This is a genomic window from Aureibacillus halotolerans (genome assembly GCF_004363045.1).
Lineage (GTDB): Bacteria > Bacillota > Bacilli > Bacillales > DSM-28697 > Aureibacillus > Aureibacillus halotolerans.
In genome coordinates this window covers 17,892-33,597 of record NZ_SNYJ01000003.1, presented here as the reverse complement: position 1 = coordinate 33,597, position 15,706 = coordinate 17,892, and the positions used below count along the sequence as shown (strand labels likewise).

General features: G+C 44.4%; 16 protein-coding genes. 13 read left to right on the top strand and 3 right to left on the bottom strand.

What is annotated here, in order from left to right; genetic code table 11:
• Positions 1-15: 15 nt before the first annotated feature.
• The 3 genes from EV213_RS04620 to EV213_RS04610 all read left to right on the top strand — a co-directional run bounded on the left by EV213_RS04620 (position 16) and on the right by EV213_RS04610 (position 2,359).
• Positions 16-669, top strand: a complete 654-nt coding sequence (locus EV213_RS04620) for a YpjP family protein (protein WP_133579336.1) — start codon at positions 16-18, stop codon at positions 667-669.
• Between the two features lie 204 nt (positions 670-873).
• Positions 874-1,320 carry a GNAT family N-acetyltransferase gene (locus EV213_RS04615; RefSeq protein ID WP_166639154.1) on the top strand — a complete coding sequence of 149 codons (447 nt, stop codon included), beginning with the start codon at positions 874-876 and terminating at the stop codon, positions 1,318-1,320.
• A gap of 166 nt (positions 1,321-1,486) precedes the next feature.
• Complete coding sequence (locus EV213_RS04610; protein ID WP_424923026.1) at positions 1,487-2,359, top strand: NAD(P)-dependent oxidoreductase; 873 nt, start codon at positions 1,487-1,489, stop codon at positions 2,357-2,359.
• On the opposite strand, the gene EV213_RS04605 is transcribed toward EV213_RS04610, so the two are convergent.
• A complete protein-coding gene (locus EV213_RS04605) occupies positions 2,344-3,552 on the bottom strand; it encodes an ROK family transcriptional regulator (protein ID WP_133579334.1) in 1,209 nt (402 codons plus the stop codon). The two genes, EV213_RS04610 and EV213_RS04605, sit on opposite strands and share 16 nt — an antisense overlap.
• A gap of 108 nt (positions 3,553-3,660) precedes the next feature.
• On the opposite strand from EV213_RS04605, the gene galT reads away from it, so the two are divergent.
• From galT to EV213_RS04585, 4 genes are all read left to right on the top strand, one after another.
• The gene (gene galT / locus EV213_RS04600) at positions 3,661-4,656 is read left to right on the top strand and encodes a galactose-1-phosphate uridylyltransferase (RefSeq protein ID WP_133579333.1); all 996 of its coding nucleotides are present in this window, start codon (positions 3,661-3,663) and stop codon (positions 4,654-4,656) included.
• Positions 4,647-5,816, top strand: a complete 1,170-nt coding sequence (locus EV213_RS04595) for a galactokinase (protein ID WP_133579332.1) — start codon at positions 4,647-4,649, stop codon at positions 5,814-5,816. The genes galT and EV213_RS04595 overlap by 10 nt, the downstream gene beginning before the upstream one ends.
• Positions 5,813-6,808 (top strand): UDP-glucose 4-epimerase GalE, encoded by a 996-nt coding sequence (galE, locus tag EV213_RS04590; RefSeq protein WP_133579331.1) that lies wholly within the window; start codon positions 5,813-5,815, stop codon positions 6,806-6,808. Before EV213_RS04595 ends, galE begins: the two co-directional genes overlap by 4 nt.
• A gap of 120 nt (positions 6,809-6,928) precedes the next feature.
• Positions 6,929-7,420, top strand: coding sequence for a dihydrofolate reductase (locus tag EV213_RS04585; protein WP_133579589.1), 492 nt, complete (start codon positions 6,929-6,931; stop codon positions 7,418-7,420).
• Positions 7,421-7,462: 42 nt separating this feature from the next.
• On the opposite strand, the gene EV213_RS04580 is transcribed toward EV213_RS04585, so the two are convergent.
• Positions 7,463-7,903 carry a VOC family protein gene (locus EV213_RS04580; protein ID WP_133579330.1) on the bottom strand — a complete coding sequence of 147 codons (441 nt, stop codon included), beginning with the start codon at positions 7,901-7,903 and terminating at the stop codon, positions 7,463-7,465.
• A 386-nt stretch (positions 7,904-8,289) separates the two neighbouring features.
• Between EV213_RS04580 and ilvA the strand changes: the two genes are divergently transcribed.
• Entirely contained in the window at positions 8,290-9,546 is a 1,257-nt protein-coding gene (ilvA, locus tag EV213_RS04575; protein ID WP_133579329.1) for a threonine ammonia-lyase IlvA, read from the top strand.
• Positions 9,547-9,742: 196 nt separating this feature from the next.
• Here ilvA and EV213_RS04570 read toward each other — a convergent pair whose 3' ends face one another.
• A complete protein-coding gene (locus EV213_RS04570) occupies positions 9,743-10,381 on the bottom strand; it encodes a cell wall hydrolase (protein ID WP_133579328.1) in 639 nt (212 codons plus the stop codon).
• Positions 10,382-10,518: 137 nt separating this feature from the next.
• On the opposite strand from EV213_RS04570, the gene EV213_RS04565 reads away from it, so the two are divergent.
• From EV213_RS04565 to EV213_RS04545, 5 genes are all read left to right on the top strand, one after another.
• Entirely contained in the window at positions 10,519-10,740 is a 222-nt protein-coding gene (locus tag EV213_RS04565) for a YozE family protein (RefSeq protein WP_133579327.1), read from the top strand.
• 83 nt (positions 10,741-10,823) lie between these two features.
• A complete protein-coding gene (locus EV213_RS04560) occupies positions 10,824-12,233 on the top strand; it encodes a Glu/Leu/Phe/Val family dehydrogenase (RefSeq protein WP_133579326.1) in 1,410 nt (469 codons plus the stop codon).
• Positions 12,234-12,608: 375 nt separating this feature from the next.
• Positions 12,609-13,523, top strand: a complete 915-nt coding sequence (locus EV213_RS04555) for a P1 family peptidase (RefSeq protein ID WP_133579325.1) — start codon at positions 12,609-12,611, stop codon at positions 13,521-13,523.
• A gap of 91 nt (positions 13,524-13,614) precedes the next feature.
• The gene (gene trhO / locus EV213_RS04550) at positions 13,615-14,535 is read left to right on the top strand and encodes an oxygen-dependent tRNA uridine(34) hydroxylase TrhO (RefSeq protein WP_133579324.1); all 921 of its coding nucleotides are present in this window, start codon (positions 13,615-13,617) and stop codon (positions 14,533-14,535) included.
• A 249-nt stretch (positions 14,536-14,784) separates the two neighbouring features.
• Positions 14,785-15,657 carry a sugar phosphate isomerase/epimerase family protein gene (locus tag EV213_RS04545; RefSeq protein ID WP_133579323.1) on the top strand — a complete coding sequence of 291 codons (873 nt, stop codon included), beginning with the start codon at positions 14,785-14,787 and terminating at the stop codon, positions 15,655-15,657.
• Positions 15,658-15,706: the final 49 nt, after the last annotated feature.

Below are 15,706 nucleotides of genomic sequence, written 5' to 3'. Positions count from 1 at the left end.
CGAGGGGTGTTAACGATGAAGCTATGGATGAGAAAAACGTTTGTCGTTCTTGTGACGATGGCAACGTTTGGTACGGTTGCACCACCTGGCATTGCCAGTGAAAATGATGAATCAAACGGGGATGTGCCAAAACGCCCGCATTATGTGAAAGCGACTGAAAAAACAGATGTGCATCGCTTTGCCGACTCCCAATCCGTTGTTTTTTTCCCTGACCCACTGGATTGGCAGGAAACCGCATCTAGCATTAACCAACGAGATGAATTGATTGAAACATTTGTTTCATATGCGACCACTCACGCCACAAATGTTTCCGTTGAGAAATTTGGCGACGATATTCAAGCCAAAGTGGGAGCTCCTTTTCAGCAAGAAGTTGTTCCAGGTTTGCGGCTTGTCTTTGAAACCTTCGCAAACGGCATGGATGATCAGAGCATTAAAAACTTGTTATTCACGAGTGTTCCTGCGGGAGGCACAGGTGAAAAAATCTTTCACTTGTACCATGGAGAAACAGGCGAAGACCTATTTCGGTTCCATGTGAGAAGAGACCACCCACCAAAAGAAGGCTATTTCTTTAATTTTCATTACCATACCCACCATGACGACTTCCAAGCACATTATGAAGTTGCGTCTATTCCATGGGGGTATAACACCCCGCCAGCTTGGAATGTGTGACGTAAAAAACGTCTCTTCGATTATGAAGAGGCGTTTTTTTATCACCTAACACTTATTTATGTAAATGGGAGACAAGGTTTACTAGCTTCTTGGATTGTGTAAATCAGTAAATGAGTCTCCCTATGTATGGCCTTTTGCGGTGAGTGTGTTATAAAAATGTCACCTTGCACTATCTTCACGATAACTCTTTTGGGAGGAATTAAATTGATACGGGTTGCCACATTATCAGATCTTTCAGCCATAACAGTACTGAAACTAAAGATGTTTAAAGAGGTTGGAAAAGAACATATGCTAAGAGACGATTTCCTTCAGGTCGTTGAGAACACATACAAAGAGTTATATGATGCAGGAAGAGCTACTCATTTCGTCATCGAGCAAGAGCATACCATTGTGGCATGTGCTGGGGCTTTTATTAAAGAGGATATACCTTATTGCTTTTATAAAGAAGCACAGTATGGATTTATCGGTGATGTCTATGTAGAGCATGAATTTAGAAATCAAGGCTATGCAAGAATGTTAACAAACGAAGTAATCGCTTGGTTGTCTTTAAAAGAAATCAACACTGTCCGCCTGTTAGCAAGTGACCAAGCAAAAATGCTATACAAATCGATAGGGTTTAAAGAAACAGACGAGATGATTTTACAGCGATAGAATCAGTCCAGGCAAGAACTGAATGTAGACGTTAATACGCTGCATCTTGCAGGCGAAGAAAGAATGACGTTTTTGAATACAGCTGGTAGGGGAAATAGTATGGAAACGTACTGTATATGATACGATAGATGGGATTAGAAGACGAACCCAATTGAACGAGGAGTTGATAAAATTGAATATTGCATTCATCGGTACAGGGGTTATGGGCAGGGGAATGGCAAGCCAATTGCTTAGCCAGGGGCACCAGGTGTCCATTTATACACGCACAAAAACGAAAGCGGCTTCACTTATTGAAAAAGGAGCCGAATGGAAAGAAACGATAAAAGCCTGTGTCAAGGATGTTGACGCGGTCATAACGATGGTCGGCTATCCTGATGATGTGGATGATGTTTACAGAGGCAAACAGGGCCTTTTTCGATATGCGCCTAAGGGAAGTCTCTTAATTGATATGACGACGTCTTCTCCAACACTTGCTAAGGCATTGTATAAAGAGGCAGCAGAATTAAAATTTCGCTTGCTGGATGCGCCCGTTTCAGGTGGTGATATTGGTGCGAAAAATGGCACGCTGTCGATCATGGTTGGAGGGCAAGCAGCAGATGTCCAAGCTGCCATGCCCATTCTCGAGTGTATGGGGGAGAAAATCATACATCAAGGAGTTGCGGGAGCAGGGCAGACGACGAAAATGGCTAACCAGATTGCCATTGCTTCAAATATGATGGGTGTGGTTGAAGCCTTAAGGTTTGCTGAAGCATCTGGTCTAGATACTTCCAATGTGCTTAAGAGCATAGAAACAGGCGCCGCTGGTAGCTGGTCTTTAAGCAATCTTGGTCCAAGAATGCTCAAAGGCGATACCGCCCCTGGGTTTTACGTGGAGCATTTCCTAAAGGACTTACGGATCGCCTTAGAGGAAGCAAAAAAACTTGATTTGCCAACTCCAGGTCTTGAGCAAGCGACATCATTGTACGAGGGCATGCTTGAGAATGGCATGGGACAACTTGGTACCCAGGCATTGTATGCGTATTATCAAAATCTTTCCTGAAAAAGGGATTCTAACAACAGTGTGACAGCACCGATGCTTGCAGCTTTTTCTTTGAGGGTAGACAACACGATGGTCGTCTCTTTAGCTTTTTGCGTCAACCCTCTACGCTTGACGATGTCTATGGCGGGTGGCAATAAAATGTTCCCCGCTAACGACACACCTCCACCTAGAATAATTAACGAAGGGTTTAATGTGTGTATGATGTTGACAAGAGCGATACCTAGCCGTTTGCCTGCTTGGACAAAAACGGCTTCTGCTAGGGCATCTCCTTTCTGATAAGCCGTATACACATCGAGCCCAGTAAGCGGCTTCTTTTGAGAGCGAAGCGGGGACGATGCATTGTCATCCAGCTGGCTCTCTGCAATGGAGGCGATCGCTGGTCCTGATATATACGCCTGTAGGCACCCCCGCTGCCCACAGCTGCACAATGGGCCATCTTCAGAGATGACCATATGGCCAATTTCACCACTGACGTCATCAGCGCCATACTGTAGACGTTGTTGGAGAACAATTCCTGCTCCAACCCCTCTGCCTATATTGATTAGAACAGAAGAATCTGCCGTTTTCCCTTGACCAAACCAGGATTCCCCTAGAGCCATTGCTCGGGCATCATTATCAATCATGACATTCGTATCATACCGAATTTGAAAGCGCTCTCTAATTTGGATGTTATGTAACCCTAAGTTTGGTGCAAACAAAGAGATCCCTTGCTCCACATCTACAAGTCCATGCATAGCGATCCCAATGCCATGAAGCTTTTGATCGACCTGCTTTTTTTCCAAAAGGAGGTCCGTCACAGTATACGCTGTTTGCAGTAGCTCCTCAGTCGTGCAATTTGAGGGAAGAGGCTGTTTTGCAGTATGTAAGCAATCCCCTAAGAGTGTACATAATACGCCTTTTATTGTCGTTGAGCTAATATCAAGTCCTATACAACAATGATAGGTTGGGTCCAGTTCAAGCATTGTCGGTTTGCGTCCGCCACTCGATGGACCAATATTGGTTTCGCGGACAAAACGTTCAGCGAGAAGCTCTTTTACAAGATTACCGACCGTAGGCGGGGTAAGCTGTGTCGATTTCGCAATATCTGCTCGAGAGAGAGGAGCATGTAAGCGTATCGTGTTCAATACAGTCGATCGATTCATCGATTTCATGCGTTCAAAACTTCCTAATGGTTTTGTCGTGTTTGTCGACATAGGCACCTCCAAGATAAATAATTGTCATTGCTTTCATTGTAATCAAAATGTATAATAAGGGCAATAACTTAATAAAATTAATAAACAAAGTCGGAGGTTGATCGATTTATGGCAGAACTTCGCTATAATCCATTGCTAGATGATTGGACAATGGTTTCAGCAAAAAGACAAAATCGCCCAGACATGCCAAAAGACTTTTGCCCTTTCTGTCCAGGAAGTGGGAAAGTACCTGACAATTACGATGTATTGCTTTACCCAAATGACTTTCCTGTGTTGTCCCAAACACCGCCAGAGCCTGATGATGTTGGTGGAGGCGTTTACAAAACAAAAAAAGCGTACGGGCAATGTGAAGTGATTTTATACTCTCCCGATCACCAGGCCACCATGCCAGACTTGAGCCGGCAGCATATGAATCAGCTCATTGACTTATGGAGCAATACGTATGATCGGTTAGCGAAGCAGCAGACAAGCGAATATGTCATGATTTTTGAAAACCGCGGGAAAGAGGTTGGCGTCACGATGCCGCATCCGCATGGGCAAGTTTACGCCTATCCTTTTGTTCCAAAAAAGGTACGAACAGAGCTTGATGCCTGCAAAGCCCATTATAACAAAACAGGTCGGAATTTGTTTGACGATATGCTTGATGAAGAGAAAGCATCTGGCTCTCGAGTCGTTGCAGAAACGGCTCACTTCTTAGCATACATTCCGTTTTTTAATGATTATCCTTACGGCGTCTATGTCGTTGCTAAGCAATCGATTACATCCTTGAATGATATGACGGAAGATGTCCGTTATGAGCTTGGGCATTTGCTGCAGGATGTTGTCGGTGGAATGGACCTCATTTACGATAAGGTGTTTCCTTATATGATGGTGATGCATCCTGCTCCTGTCAATGATGCGGATGCAGGTAACTATTATCGCTTTCATATTGAATTTTATCCACCGCTTCGTGGCGAGACATCTATTAAATACAATGCGTCCTCTGAAACAGGCGGCTGGGCAGCTGCAAACCCGACAAAGATAGAAGACAACGCGCCCATCCTGAAAGCTAAAATCGAGGCGTTCCAAGAGAAAAAAGAGAAGGGTGAGAAAGAATGTCGATAAAAGAAACGGCTTCGGCACTGTTTCAAACAGATCGTGATCACGTATCTGTTTACTTTGCGCCGGGACGAGTGAACCTCATCGGTGAACATACAGATTATAACGGGGGATATGTGTTTCCCGCCGCATTAACGAAAGGAACGTCGATGGCGATTGCGAAAAGAAGTGATCAGACAATCACGTTTCGAAGTGCTCAATTTGATCAAATCGTTACGATAGATTCGACTGAATTGGCTTACGACAAGACGCATGGTTGGGCGAATTACCCGAAAGGCGTGTTAGTGGAGCTGCAAAAACAGTTTGGTGAACTGCCAGGACTAGATTTTTATTTTGACGGCAACATCCCAAACGGAGCTGGGCTTTCTTCTTCCGCCTCCATTGAGCTTGTGGCGACGTATGGAGTAGCCGATTTACTTTCCTTTAGCCTGACACGAACGGAAATGGCGTTTATGTGTCAGCGTGTTGAAAACGACTATATTGGTGTCAATAGCGGCATTATGGATCAATTTGCTGTGGCGAATGGACAGAAAAACCAAGCGCTATTTCTTAATTGCAAAACACTAGATACTGAGCTTGTCCCACTTGAACTTGGAGCTTATAAACTGGTCATTACAAACACAAACAAACGCAGAGGGTTAGCTGATTCCAAATACAACGAACGTCGAAGCGAATGTGAGGCTGGAGTTGAAAAGCTGCGTGCTTTGTTCCCTGCCATTGAGACGATTAGTGACTTGACCATTGAAGAGTGGGAGTCCTCTAAGCATGTCATAAAAGATGACGTTATTGTCGCGCGTCTTCAGCATGTCGTGAGTGAAAATGGCCGTGTTCAGAAGGCTGTTTCAGCGCTGAAACAAAATGATCTTGAAACGTTCGGTCAATGTATGCTTGATTCGCACAAGTCTCTACGTGACTTATACGAAGTGACTGGCGAGGAGTTGGACGTGTTGTTTGACCTTCAGGGTAAAGAACAGGGCTGTATCGGGACACGTATGACAGGTGCTGGCTTTGGAGGTTGTACGATAAGCATTGTTCATGAGGATCATATTAAGCCATTTATCACCAACGTTTCAACTGCGTATGAAAAAGCGATCGGCTGGGCGCCAGAATGTTATGTAAGCGATGTAGGCGACGGAGTGAAAGCACTAGAGGAGGCAACAATATGAGCATACTCATCACTGGTGGAGCAGGATACATTGGCAGTCATACGGTTGATTATTTTAAAGCGCAAGGCAAAGAAGTCATCGTTTTTGATAACATTCGTACAGGACATAAAGAAAGTATCCCAGGTGTCACATTTATTGAAGGCGACCTCTTAAACAAAGGGTTGCTCGATCAAGTTTTTCAAGATCATTCCATTGACGCTGTCGTTCATTTTGCTGCGAAATCCCTTGTTGGAGAGAGCGTTACAGATCCTTTGTCTTATTATGAAAACAATGTCACAGGCACACAACAACTCATTCAAGCGATGGTCAAGAACGATGTGAAGAAACTCGTGTTCTCGTCCACTGCGGCAACCTACGGCAACCCTACAGAAGTGCCAATTAAAGAGAGTCTGCCAACAAACCCGACGAACCCTTACGGTGAAACAAAGCTGGCGATCGAAAAAATGCTTGCCTGGTGTGATGACGCCTATGGCTTGAAGTCTGTCAGCTTACGCTATTTCAATGCCGCAGGGGCGTCTCCGACAGGGAAGATCGGTGAAGACCATGCGATTGAAACGCATCTCATTCCGCTTGTCTTGCAGGTTGCGCTTGGCCAGCGTGAGCATATTAGTATTTTTGGAGACGATTACCCAACAGAGGATGGCACGTGCATTCGCGATTATATCCATGTGAGTGATCTCGCCTCTGCGCATTTTCAGGCGCTCAAGTATTTAGACAATGGTGGGAAAACGGACGTCTTCAACTTAGGCAACGGGCAAGGGTTCTCTGTCAAGCAGGTCATCGATACGTGCAGACAAGTGACGCAACATGCCATTCCAGCGAAAACGGCACCGAGACGTGCTGGAGATCCTGCCGTCTTAATCGCATCGTCTAAAAAGGCACAGGAGGTTCTTGGGTGGGTGCCTGCTTCTCCAGAGCTTTCTACAATCGTCGCGGATGCGTGGGCGTGGCATCAAAGCCATGAAAATGGGTATGCTACGCAAGAAAAGTAAGCAAAGCATCCGAACTTTTGTTAAGATAAAGCAATAGAGTGTGTAAGAAAAGCTGCTGATAGGAAGCAGCTTTTTTACATTGTTTTTGAACCGAAACAGGAGGGATGACAAGTGATATCAATGATTTGGGCGATGGATGAAAAGGGGCATATAGGGAAAGACAACGACCTGCCTTGGCACCTGCCAAATGATATGGCGTTCTTTAAACAAATGACGGTACATAAACCTGTTGTAATGGGGCGAAAGACGTATGCATCGTTTGGCAATAAACCCCTTCCAAAACGGGAAAATTGGGTGCTGACAAGAGCAACGCATGTAGAAGGTAGTCTGCCAGCGGAAAACGTCGTACATTCGGTGGACGAGATGCTTGCGATTATTTCCGAACGATCTGATGAAGATTGGATGATCATTGGCGGCAGCGAGATTTACAAGCTGTTCTGGCCCTATGCAGATCTGCTGTATGTGACACATATCCACGAAACGTTTGACAGCACGACAACATTTCCCGAGGTCGATTGGACGATGTATGAAGTAGTGGACTCTTCAGAAGGGACTGTGGATGAGAAAAATAAGTACGAGCATACATTTAAAACATACAAGAGAAAGCGGTAAAGGTTAAACCTGGCCAGATTTCTCTTTGACAGGCGTAACGAGTTATTTAATTTGCTCTGCCAACTCTAAAATAATTCCCTCAGGGCCACGACAGAAGCATAACTTGTATTGATCTTCATACTGTCTGATCTCACTAAAAACGCCTTTGCCCTTTTCTTTCAATTTGGCAACAATGGCTTCAATATCTTCAACCGCAAATGCAATATGCTGGCGATTTCCATGGGAATTCGCAAAAGGTTGCTGCATCCCTTTTTCATCTGTCGGCGAAAGAAATTGGATGAGTTCTATCCACGTCTCGCCGCCTGGCGTTCGCATTCCTACACATGCTGTTTTACCATCATTAAGGCCTGCGATTTCGCCCATCCATGTACCTTCCGATTCCCATTCACCTGCTACCTCTAGACCAAAATCGAGAAAGAACGCTTTTGCTGCTGAAAGATCGTTTACGATAACTCCTACATGGTCTATTTTATGTAATTTCAAATTTCGTGCCTCCCATTTCTATTTGTCGATCTAGCCACGATGTTTCACGACCGATTCAAATTGCAGGCTAAATTTCAACATTGGTTGTTCTAGTATCCCACTAGTGCATTTTTTATTATACCGAATAAATCGACCTACTGTTTCTTTTCAATTGCCCTTTTACATACAGTAAAAGACGTTTTCGTATGAATTGACTATCTATTGGTCTGATAAGATGAATGCTGTTATTAGAAGAACATGATGACATATGCAGAACCGGAATTCCAAGAAATACTTGAAAAACAAGGCGGTAAGTGGCTTTGACGAAGGTGCACTGGGTATGGTTAAATAAAAGGATAAAACTCGACAGGTGGAATTGCACCTTGCCATGAAAGGAACATCCTGCGATGACGAAAACAAAACTAACGCATATGGAAGAAATCATAGTGGCAAATCATACTTTAAAAGACGTCGTAGTTCAGACGCCACTGCAACGCAATGCCGTGCTTTCAGAGCGTTATCAGTGCAATGTATACTTAAAGCGAGAGGACATGCAAATTGTTCGATCATTTAAAATTCGCGGTGCATACAATGCGATTGTTAGCTTAAGTGAAGAGGAACGAGCGAATGGAGTGGTTTGTGCTTCTGCAGGCAACCATGCCCAAGGTGTCGCATACTCCTGTAGTGCGTTAAAGATTCGTGGGAAGATCTTCATGCCTGCGCCAACACCTAGACAAAAAATCAATCAGGTGAAGCGATTCGGAGGCGAGTTTGTCGAGGTCATCTTAACTGGTGATACGTTTGACGACTCTTATAAAGAAGCCATGAAGTGCAAAGAAGAAGATGGCATGACTTTTATTCATCCATTTGATGACATGCGTACCATTGCCGGACAAGGCACGATTGGAATAGAAATGATGAACCAAATGGAAGATCCGATGGATTTTGTGTTTGCTAGTATCGGCGGTGGCGGTATGATCTCAGGGATGGGATCCTATATTAAAAGCTTGAGTCCTGATACGAAGTTGTATGGTGTCGAACCAGAAGGAGCGCCATCGATGAAACTTTCGCTGGAAAAAGGCGAAGTCGTTGCGCTCGATACAATTGAAAAATTTGTTGACGGAGCAGCTGTAAAACGTGTTGGCGACCTGACGTTTGAGATTTGCCAGAGTATTTTAGAAGGTGTCACTGTTGTGCCAGAAGGCAAGGTATGTACAACACTGTTGGAGCTGTACAACGAAAATGCCATCGTCGCAGAGCCTGCAGGTGCAATGCCTGTCGCTGCCTTAGACTTCCACCGAGATGAAATAAAAGGAAAAAATGTCGTATGCATTATTAGCGGAGGAAACAACGATATCGGCCGTATGCAGGAAATCAAGGACCGCTCCATGATTTATCAAGGACTCCAGCATTACTTTATTGTGAATTTTCCTCAGCGTGCAGGCGCATTACGCGAATTCCTTCATGAAGTGTTAGGACCGGAGGATGACATTACGCGATTCGAATACACGAAAAAGAACAATAAAGATCAAGGTCCTGCGCTTGTTGGAATCGAGCTAAAGCATCGAGAAGATTATTGGCCATTGATTCAACGTATGGAAAACTCCGGTTATCATTATACCGACATAAACAAAGACCCTGACCTCTTTAATCTTTTGATTTAAGGTATAGAAAAACCAGCACCTCTTTAGTCGGAGATGCTGGTTTTTTGCACTGAGTTATCGTTTGCGAAACATTTTTACATACACAAGCCCTAGGCAAATTGTTCCGATGATGGAGCATGCATAGGAGGCATATTGCATGCAAGACCACTTCCTAACGATTTTTCATTAGTGTGCACAATGCAGATGAATGGTATGCTTATTGGGCAAAAACATGCTGCCCAATTCTCGTTATTGTGTTCCGTGTAAAAATCCACTGAGATGTAGCGATATCTGGATTGTAATAATACAATGCACGGCCCGTTGGATCCCAGCCTCTGATGGCATAATAAACTGCTTCATAAGCTTCTTCATCAGGTGTTAGCTGATATTGCCCATCAGATATAGCTGTAAACGCATTTTTTTGAAAAATGATGTCTTCAATTGTATTCGGAAACCCGTCTGCTTGAAGTCGGTTTATAATCACTGCTGCAACAGCCACTTGTCCCTTAAGTGACTCGCCACGTGCTTCGCCGTACACAATTTTCGCCATCATTTGAACATCTTCTTTTGTTAATGTCGCCATGTGCAGCTCACGTTTTGTCTGCTCACTAACTGATCCGCTTGAAGGAAGCTCATTTGATTTTTGGAACTGCACAATGGCTTGCTTTGTTTCCTCGGTAAGAACACCTGTTTGATTCCCTGGAGAAAAGCCAAGCGATGACAACCGATCTTGCAAATCAGCAATATCCTCTTTTGCTGAAGACATCGCAAATGTATACATATTCTCCTGAAATGGAGAGAGTAAAAGTAGAAATACACTACAAAAAATAGTAAATAAGAGCATTTTGGCTTTCAAAAAACCCCACCTTTCGTTTCTCTTAATGCCACACTATAATGCTATAGAATGTAAGACTGAATAACCATAGGAGTCTGATGGCCATAGAGGGGAACTCCGTAAACACAGGAAAGGTGTCCCAAAAGGAGAGAGAGTAGATGAAAAAAAGCTTTTATCATTACGCGATGAAATATAGACAACATAAAGGGAGAGATGCGTATGCGCGGTTTGCAGAGGAGCTGTATCAAGACCAGCTTTTCCCAAGGCAATCCGTTGAGTATGAAGAGATCAGTCACTATCTCGAACATTACGCGCCATCCCTTGATTCCGTTCGTTTGTTTGACGAACTTTGGTCTCGGTACGAACAGGAGGAAGTCTAGCATCAATCCATTGGAATAAAGTGGTTTAATATGTTCCCATTACGTGTAAAAATAGATATAGCTTTGAAAGGAGACGATCTATCTTGACAACGAATGATACGAAGCATTTAATCGAACAAACATTAGTACATCTTGCAGAAGATCAAAGTTTATTGGGGAATTGCTCTGAGGAGGAACGAAAGAAATACCTGGCCTCCGCAGAAGAAATTCTTACAACGACTGACAAAGTTATTAAAAGTTACATACGCGTCACTCGCGCAACCGGGAATGTCGTGCGAATTCCCGCTTATCGTGTGCAACACAACAATGTAAGCGGATTTTATAAAGGGGGCATACGGTTTAGCGAGCATGTGAATGAAGAAGAGGTTGAAAATCTGGCCTTTCTCATGACGCTGAAAAATGCGCTTCATGAGCTTCCTTTTGGTGGTGCAAAAGGTGGCGTCAGCATTCAGCCACGTGACTTCACTGACCGTGAGTTATACTCGATTAGTAAAAAGTATGTCCAGCGTTTTGCGCCTGATTTAGGACCGACACATGACATTCCAGCGCCAGATGTGGGAACGGATGAGCGTGTGATGGATTGGATGGTAGGGGAATACAAGGCCATCAATCCAGGGGACCAATATTTGAATGCGTTTACCGGGAAAAGTGTTGAAAACGGCGGAGCCCTGGGGAGACGTGAGGCAACTGGGCAAGGCACATTTTTAAGCTATTTCTGGCTGCTGAATGATTGGTTTAAACAAAAAAAAGAACGTCCTGATGAACAAAAACGAGCAGTTCAGAAACCGCAATGGCAAGCCCTTGAAGCTCTGAATAATAAAACGGAGGCGTCTGATCCAATTGATATTGCCATTCAAGGCTTTGGTAATGTGGGCAGTGTTGCTGCGAAAGAAGCCTTTCATTGCACTGACATTCCACACCGAGTTGTCGCGGTATCAGATCGATATACAACGCTCTACAATGAGCAGGGCTTAAACATTCCGAAATTAATCGCTTATACGGAGATGCATCGAGACTTGCCTAAGCACGAAGCTGCCCTTCAGGAAGCTGGTATTGATGCAGAGGTTTACCCTCCAGAGCGTGTGCTGACTATCAATACCGATGTCCTTGTTCTGGCCGCCATCGAAAACCAGATCACAGAGCATAATATGGAGGACATCAAAGCAACTGTGGTTGTTGAAGGCGCCAATGCACCTGTGAACGCACAGGCAGACCACTATTTACAGAAACGTGGCTCTGTCGTCATTCCAGATATTCTCGTAAACGCTGGTGGGGTTACTGTTTCTTACTTAGAATGGAAGCAGGCAAAAATCACACGGATTTATACGGAAAAAGAAGTGTATGATGAGATGGCAAAGCAAATGATCAAAACCTTTCAAAAGGTGTATGATGCATTTTTCTTAGGTGATTCAGATACGATGCGCGCGGTTTGTTTTTCTCTTGCGTTGAAACGGCTTGTTAGTCTGCTCTATCGTCACGGGAAGCTCTATTAGGCTGATGACAAACGCTCGCTTTCATCGTTGCTGTGCCTTGTCCGGTGCTCATTGCCCTTGTGGCAACTCCGCGCCTCCCAAGACGTTGCGCCTCGAAAGACAAGCGTTTTCATACAGCCTAATCGTGTTTTGATGAGAAACGCTCGCTTTCGTCGTTGCTGTGCCTTGTCCGGTGCTCATTGCCCTGATGGCAACTCCGCGCCTCCCAAGCCTTTGCGCCTCGTAAAACAAACGTTTTCATTCAGTTTGGTATCGTGAAATTCAGTCCTTGATTTGGTTTTATCTAAACGTCGAAGCGATGTGATTCTACATCGCTTTTGTTACGTTATTAAGAGGACAAAAAATTGCCCTTCATAAAAGCAAAGGGGGATGGTCATGGAGAAGATCCCAATTTCAGCAATAGACGGAATTGACATTGGTCAGGTCACAGATGCGGCAAATAAGACAGGCGTTACCGTATTTTTATGCGAAAAAGGCGCCACGGGCGGCGTTTCTGTCAGAGGTGGTGCGCCAGGCACTAGAGAAACTGATGCGCTACAACCCGGAAGACTGGTTTCCCACGTGCATGGACTATTCCTTACGGGTGGCTCTGCCTTCGGGCTTGCAGTGGCGGATGGCATGATGCAGTACCTTGAAGAACGTGGCGCAGGATTCGACACGGGCGTCGCAAACGTGCCAATTGTAAGCGGTGCTGTGTTGTATGACCTCTCTGAAGGCAGTTCCACGTCTCGACCAGATGCGGCGATGGGAAAACAGGCATGTGAAAATATCACGTCCATATTTGAAGAAGGACGAAGAGGCGCTGGTACGGGAGCCACGATTGGAAAGATTCTTGGACGTGATCGTCAAATGCTTGGTGGGATCGGTCAGTATGCGTTGCAGATTGGTCCATTAAAGGTGGGCGCTGTAGTAGCCGTCAACTGTTTTGGTGATGTGTACGACCCAGCAACTGGACAAAAGGTAGCTGGTGTAAGACATGAACTGTCCACCGAAGAGCTCCTGCTTCATGGAAATACGGCGGAGGGGAAGGAACGGATGAACACGACCATCGGGACAGTTCTGACAAATGCTCCATTAACAAAGGACGAATGCAAAACGGTAGCTGATATTGCCCACAATGGACTTGCGAGAACGATTCGACCCGTCCATACGATGCTTGATGGAGACACTATGTTTACGATGGCCACTGGGGACATAAACCATTCGTCCTTCCATCAATTATCTGTGTTAAGTGTTTATGTCGTGGAACAAGCTGTGCTTTCAGCTATCAGGGCATCGAATTTGCTGTAAGGCAAATGAATCCATCCTAACCCCTTTTCTTTTTGGTTGTTTTTTGGTATGATTCACTGTTGTATGAACGGTAAATAGGAAGGTGAAGAAGATGACAAGAAGCGCTTATCGTGTTCTGTTATATTACAAATATGTTCCAATTGATGACCCAGAGAGCTTTGCTGATATCCATTTAGCCATGTGCAAAGAAATTGGCTTGCTAGGAAGGATTTTAGTTGCTCATGAGGGCATTAACGGAACAGTGTCAGGAACTGTCGAGCAAACTGACCAATATATGGATATGCTCCGTTCCGATTCGCGGTTTAGCGATATTGTGTTTAAAATTGATGAAGCAGAGGGACATGCATTCAAAAAAATGCATGTACGATCTCGCCCAGAACTTGTGAATTCGCAATTGGATGAGACGATTGATCCCATTAAGAAAACAGGGACCTATCTTGAACCAAAGGATTTCAAAAAAGCGATGGAAGATGAGGACGTTCTCATTATTGATGCGCGGAATGACTACGAATTTGATATCGGTCATTTCAAAAATGCCATCCGTCCTGATATAAAAACCTTTCGTGAGCTCCCAGAATGGATTCGGACGAACCTCGCTGATCAAAAGGATAAAAAAGTTCTTACCTATTGCACAGGAGGTATTCGTTGTGAGAAATTCTCAGGGTATCTTCTCGATGAAGGCTTCTCAGATGTCAATCAATTGCATGGCGGCATTGTGACCTATGGGAAGGATGAAGAAGTGCAAGGTGAATTGTATGAAGGCAAATGCTTTGTTTTCGACGAACGAATGGCTGTTCCTGTGAATCAAAAAAGCGATAAAGTGGTTGGCAAATGTTATTATTGTGGGAAGCCTGAGGACCGTTATGTTAATTGCGCAAATCCGGAATGCAATCGACTTCATGTGTGTTGTGATGAGTGTGAAGAATCGTACAGACGGTCATGCTCAGATGAATGTCGGTCTCACGGCAGAAACCGCTACAAAAGCCCCCGTGAGCAAGAAGAAGCGATATAAATGGTGCGCCTGTTTTTTTGAGCTGCCTATGAATTGAATTTTTTACACCTTTAAACCTCCTCTTTTTGGAGGTTTATTTTATTTTTTTGGTCAATAGAGAAGGATTATGTCGAAAGTTATCGAATGTGTGAGACGATGAATACATTTCAACGGGGTTTCTTCTAGAGGTTTTTTTTGAAATCCTCTAGGAAAAGCTGAAATGATGGAATTTTCATAGACTAAAATACGAAAGTGAAAGGGTGTGCGGTCATGAAATTTGGTGTCAGTTCATACAGTGTTTCTCGTGCGATTTCTTCTGGCCATTTTGACATTTTTGGTGCGATGGAATGGATAAAGGAAAAAGGGGCAGAGCATATAGAGATTGTCCCAATCGGCTTTGATGTGAACGTGCAAGTGGCTAGAGATATTCGTAAAAAAGGCCAGGACATTGGTCTCGAAATTTCAAATTATGCAATTGGCGGTCAAGTGCTCACCGATGACGGGCAAGTGTCCACTGCTGAGGTTGAGCGCTTGAAACGTGAAGTCGATATTGCTGAAGCGCTTGGTGTAAAGCGCATGCGCCATGACGTTGCGAGCCATCGTGATGATCGTCTCACGATCAACCATTTCGACCGTGATTTATCAGCGCTCGCTGACGCTTGTCGTGAAGTGGCACAATACGCAAAAGGGGCAGAGATTACGACGAGTGTTGAAAATCATGGCTTTTATGTACAAGGCGCAGAGCGTGTATCCCGACTTATTGCGGCAGTAAATGAAACTAACTTTGCTTTAACGTTAGATGTCGGTAACTATTTATGTGTTGACGAGGAGCCTGAAGCTTCGGTGATGAAGACGCTTGAGCTTGCATCGATGGTTCATTTTAAGGATTTCCTCATTCGCAGAGGTGAACGAACTCCTGGTGGGCATTGGATTCAAACGCCCTATGGCTCTTATCTAAGGGGGACCGTTATTGGGGACGGTGGCGTTGATCTTTCAGCAATCGCGCGACGTGTAGCAGCTTCTTATGATGGTTACGTGTCTGTTGAATTCGAAGGACCAGAAGAATGTCTCTGGGCTGCCGAATTGTCTTTAAACAATGTGAAAGCGCTGTTCGCAGACTTAGCGAAAAATCAAACAGCTTGAACCTCATTAAAGAAGCTTTGAATATGAAAAACCCCTTCATCCATAGAAA